The organism is Pantoea sp. UBA5923 (assembly GCF_002431095.1).
GTDB lineage: Bacteria > Pseudomonadota > Gammaproteobacteria > Enterobacterales > Enterobacteriaceae > Pantoea > Pantoea piersonii.
Map to the genome: position 1 here is coordinate 1687 of NZ_DJDN01000062.1, position 4428 is coordinate 6114.

At 60.3% G+C, this 4428-nt stretch carries 3 protein-coding genes; 2 read left to right on the forward strand and 1 reads right to left on the reverse strand.

Features of this window, described 5'->3' with window-relative positions:
• The coding region (locus B3797_RS14635) for a hypothetical protein (protein ID WP_311791454.1) at window positions 1-180 on the forward strand (180 nt) is incomplete at its 5' end.
• Between the two features lie 14 nt (window positions 181-194).
• On the opposite strand, the gene malT is transcribed toward B3797_RS14635, so the two are convergent.
• Window positions 195-2897, reverse strand: coding sequence for an HTH-type transcriptional regulator MalT (malT, locus tag B3797_RS14640; protein WP_311791455.1), 2703 nt, complete (start codon window positions 2895-2897; stop codon window positions 195-197).
• Window positions 2898-3178: 281 nt separating this feature from the next.
• Here malT and B3797_RS14645 point away from each other — a divergent pair.
• The coding region (locus B3797_RS14645; RefSeq protein ID WP_311791456.1) for a glycogen/starch/alpha-glucan phosphorylase at window positions 3179-4428 on the forward strand (1250 nt) is incomplete at its 3' end.

The window sequence follows — 4428 nt, forward strand, 5'->3', positions numbered from 1 at the left end:
GAAATGGCCTTTACGCCGGGCACCGTACTGACTTTCTGGCAGGATGGCCGTCCCGCCACAGGCAGGGTTATGCGCGCTAAAGTGACAATCGCCGCCTGGATGCCCGCCGACGCGACTAATGTGAACGAGCAGGAGAAGTGGCAACTCAACGGCAGCTTTGTTTCAGGCAACGGCAGTTAAAGCCGGGGACGCAGCTATACGTAACCCATCATTTTCAACATCGACTGCGCCTGATGCATCGCTTCGGCGCGCTGGGTGACGCCCAGCTTCTGATAAAGGTTGCGGATATGGGTTTTGATAGTGGTGGCGGCAACATCAAGCTCGCTGGCGATTTGGTCGTTGCTGTAGCCGGAGTAGATCAGGCCCAGCACCTGCCATTCGCGCTGCGTCAGGGGACTGGTGCGGATCAGCTCCGGCACGTCAGGATGATTCAGTAAGCGGCTGACGAAGCCCTCGTCGAAATGGGCGAATTTATGGCGATGGTATTTATTGATCTCATTAAGAATGCGGCGCGCGCGATGGTTGTCCAGCTCCTCCAGCGTGTTGAGCTGAATAAGCTGACGCAGCTGCTGCGCCATAATCTCGCCTTCAATAACAAAGTGGCTGATAAAGCCGGTGCTGCGCGCCAGCTTCAGGGCCTCGATTAACACGCGCTGCGCCTCGGCTTTACGCCCGGTCTGCCAGTAAATCTGATTGAGCAGCAGCAGGTTGCGGTTCATATCGCTCATCAGGCGCAGCGCGCGCGCGTTCTCGTTTAGCTCTTCCAGCACCACTTCCGCCTGAGTGAGATTGCCCAGCAGGATCTGCGCCCGCGCCACGTTGCGCCACTGGCCCTGTAAGAAGTGGTTATTGGCAAAGGCGGGTTTGGCGGTATGCCGCATCCAGTGGCTGGCGCTCTGCGCGTCGCCTGTCATCTGCCAGTAGATCACTCTGACCTTGTCGGCGTTAGCGATCCAGTCACTGTGCAGGCTGCCGTTGTTCAGCAGATTTTCCAGACGGTTTAGGTAGCTGCGCGCGTTATCCAGATTACCGCGCGCCAGCGAGCACTGCACCAGCAGCCCCAGACACTGGATCTGCTGCTGCGGCGGGTAGCCTTTTAATACTTTCATCCCGTCGCGCGCCGCCTGTTCTGCCTCGTCCAGTCGGCCCCACGCCCACATCAGCTGGGCGCGAATGCGCAGCAGAAACTCGTGCAGCGGGAACTGCGCCAGATGCTGCTCGCCCACCAGCACGAACCCTTTTTCCTGAATCTCCCAGGCGGACTGGAGGAATCCCTGCGCGAAAAGAATTTCGCTTTGCTGGATCAGGCTCCAGAGCACGTAGTGCCAGGCTTCATCTCGCCGCGCCATCTGTTCGGTCTGACGCATCAGCGCCAGCGAACGACTCAGCTCGCCTTTGCAGTGCATCACTTCGCCATGTACCGATGTGGCGACGATACGGCTGTAGCGACGGGTTTCAGGCAGCGTCTCCAGCGCCAGCTGGGCAAGCCGCTCCGCCTCCTCGGTGTTGCCGTCGTTGATCGCCACCTGCGCGCGTACGGCGTTAAATTCGCCCTGCAGCGCCGCGTCGATCTCGCAGCTGCACGCCTGCTCGAACTTCGCCAGCAGCCGGTTGACTTCGGAAAAGCGGTGCTGGCTCTGCATCAGCCAGGCCTGCAGCAGCACCAGCCTGGGGTTTTCCAGCAGCATCGTCCAGGGCAGCGCCTTCAGAGAGGTCTCCAGCAGCGCCAGTTCGCTCTGATTAAACAGCGTCCAGGCGTGCTCCAGCAGTACGTCGCGCAGCATATCGACATCGCCGGAGGCGAGCGCATGGCCAATCGCCTCGCCGGGAAATCCCTGCGCCACCCAGCTTTCGGCTGCCGCGCGATGCACCGCAGGCAGCTCGGCTGCCAGCTCCCACTGACAGCGCTGGCGCAAGAACGAGCCAAACAGCGGGTGATAGCTGAACCACTGTCCTGAATCATCCATACGCTGCAGGAATAGTCCCTGCCGCTCAATCTCCTCCAGCCGCATGCGCCCGTTGGCTTCGCCCGTCACGCTGGCGACGAGCGCATCATTCATTGAGCGCAGCAGTGCGGTTTTCAGCAGAAAATGGCGCGTCGCGTCATCGACATTATCCAGCACCTCTTCCACCAGATAGTCAGCAAGATGGCTGGCGTTGATGCCGGAGAGCCGTCGGGCGGAATCCTGCGCCGATCCGCCGCCCTGACGCGCAGAGAGCGCGATCAGCTGAAGCGCGGTCGCCCAGCCCGCAACATCGTCGCACAGGCGTCCGCTCTCCTCGGTGGCGAGCGGCGCGCTCAGCCGACGGTCAAAAAACTGTTTCGCTTCGTGATGGGTAAACGCCAGCTGCTGGCTGCCCAGTTCAAGCAGCTGCTCGCGCACGCGCAGATTGGCGATGCCGAGCTGCGGCAGGTTGCGCGACAGCACCACCAGCGTAAGGTTGTCGGGCTGATGGCGCAGAAAAAAACGCATCGCCTCATGAATCGCGGGATTAGTGATGTGATGATAATCATCAATAATCAGCCAGAGCGGCTGCCGCCATTCGGTCAGCTCAATAAACAGCTGGGCGAACAGCGCGTTGAGATTCACATACTGCCGCTTTTGCGCCAGCGTTTCGCTGCGACGGCAGCCCCCCTGCGTCGCCTGTTGCAGCGCCGCAATCAGATAATCAGCAAAACGCTCCGGCTGATTGTCGCCCTCGTCTAATGAATACCAGCCCAGTTCCTTTTTATCCGCCGCCCACTGGGAAACCAGCGTGGTTTTGCCGTAACCCGCCGGGCTGGTAATCAAAACCAGCCGATAGTTGGCCGCTGCGGTGAGCTTTTGCAGCAGGCGATCGCGGGTGACGGTGCTTTCAAGGCGAACGGGTCGACTGAGTTTCGAGGGTATTAACATGGGCGCACGCTTCTCCATTAACGTTCAGCGCATCATTTTTTTACGCTTCGTAATTAATCTTCATACACGTTCAGCGATTCGATGACTGAATGCAAGCAAACCTGTAAGGCAGCCTTAACAAAAGCGAGTGTAATCACACTACTGCGCCGCTTTCAGATTTACCCTGGCTTCTCCGCCCTCGTTATCCTCCCTGCTGAATTTGATGCGGGAGGAGGAGCGCCAGAACCACGGCAGGCACACTGGCACGCATACCCTTTTCGTTCTGACAGGAAGCACAACACATGAACCCGCAACCCTTCGATACCGACCGTTTTACCGCCGCGCTTACGCGCCAGTGGCAACGCTTTGGTCTGCGTGACGCGCAGGAGATGAATCCTCAACAGTGGTGGCACGCGCTCAGCGGCGCGCTGGCCGAGCTGATGGCTGACCTGCCTGCGCAGGCGGCAAACGGGCCGCAGCGCCACGTTAACTATCTCTCTATGGAGTTTCTGACCGGGCGGCTGACGGGAAATAACCTGCTCAACCTGGGCTGGTATCAGCCGGTCAGCGACGCGCTCGCCGGTTGCGGCGTTGACTTGAGCGAGGTGCTGGAGCGCGAGACCGATCCGGCGCTCGGCAACGGCGGCCTGGGCCGACTGGCGGCCTGTTTTCTCGACGCCATGGCGACCACCGGGCAGCCTGCTATCGGCTACGGCCTGAACTACCAGTACGGCCTGTTTCGCCAGCATTTTGTCGAGGGTGCACAGCATGAACAGCCGGACGACTGGGGACGTGACCGCTACCCCTGGTTTCGTCACAACGCCGCGCTGACGGTGCAGGTGGGCCTGGGTGGCAAGGTCACGACGGAGAACGGCCTTCCGCGCTGGGAACCCGCTTTTCTGTTGCAGGGCGAAGCCTGGGATCTGCCCGTCGTCGGCTACCAGAACGGCGTGATCCAGCCGCTGCGCCTCTGGCAGGCGAAACATGCGCATCCTTTCAATCTGCAACGCTTTAACGACGGCGATTTTCTGCGTGCCGAACAGCAGGGTATCGATGCGGAGAAGCTGACGAAGGTGCTCTACCCTAACGACAACCATCTGGCGGGGAAAAAGCTGCGCCTGATGCAGCAATATTTCCAGTGCGCCTGCACCCTGGCCGATATCCTGCGACGCCATCATCAGGCGGGCCGGGCGATTGAGTCGCTGCCCGACTATGAGGTGATCCAGCTTAACGATACCCACCCGACGCTGGCGATCCCTGAGCTGCTGCGCCTGTTGCTCGACGAGCATCAGCTGTCGTGGGAGCAGGCGTGGCGCATTACGCAGCGCACCTTCGCCTATACCAACCATACGCTGATGCCGGAGGCGCTGGAGTGCTGGAACCTGCGTCTGGTACGCACGCTGCTGCCGCGCCATATGATGATTATCAACACCATCAACGCACAGCTGAAAAAAGAGGTGGAGGCGCGCTGGCCGGGCAACGAAGCGATCTGGGCGAAGCTGGCGGTGGTACATAATCAGCAGCTGCGCATGGCGAACCTTTGCGTGGTCAG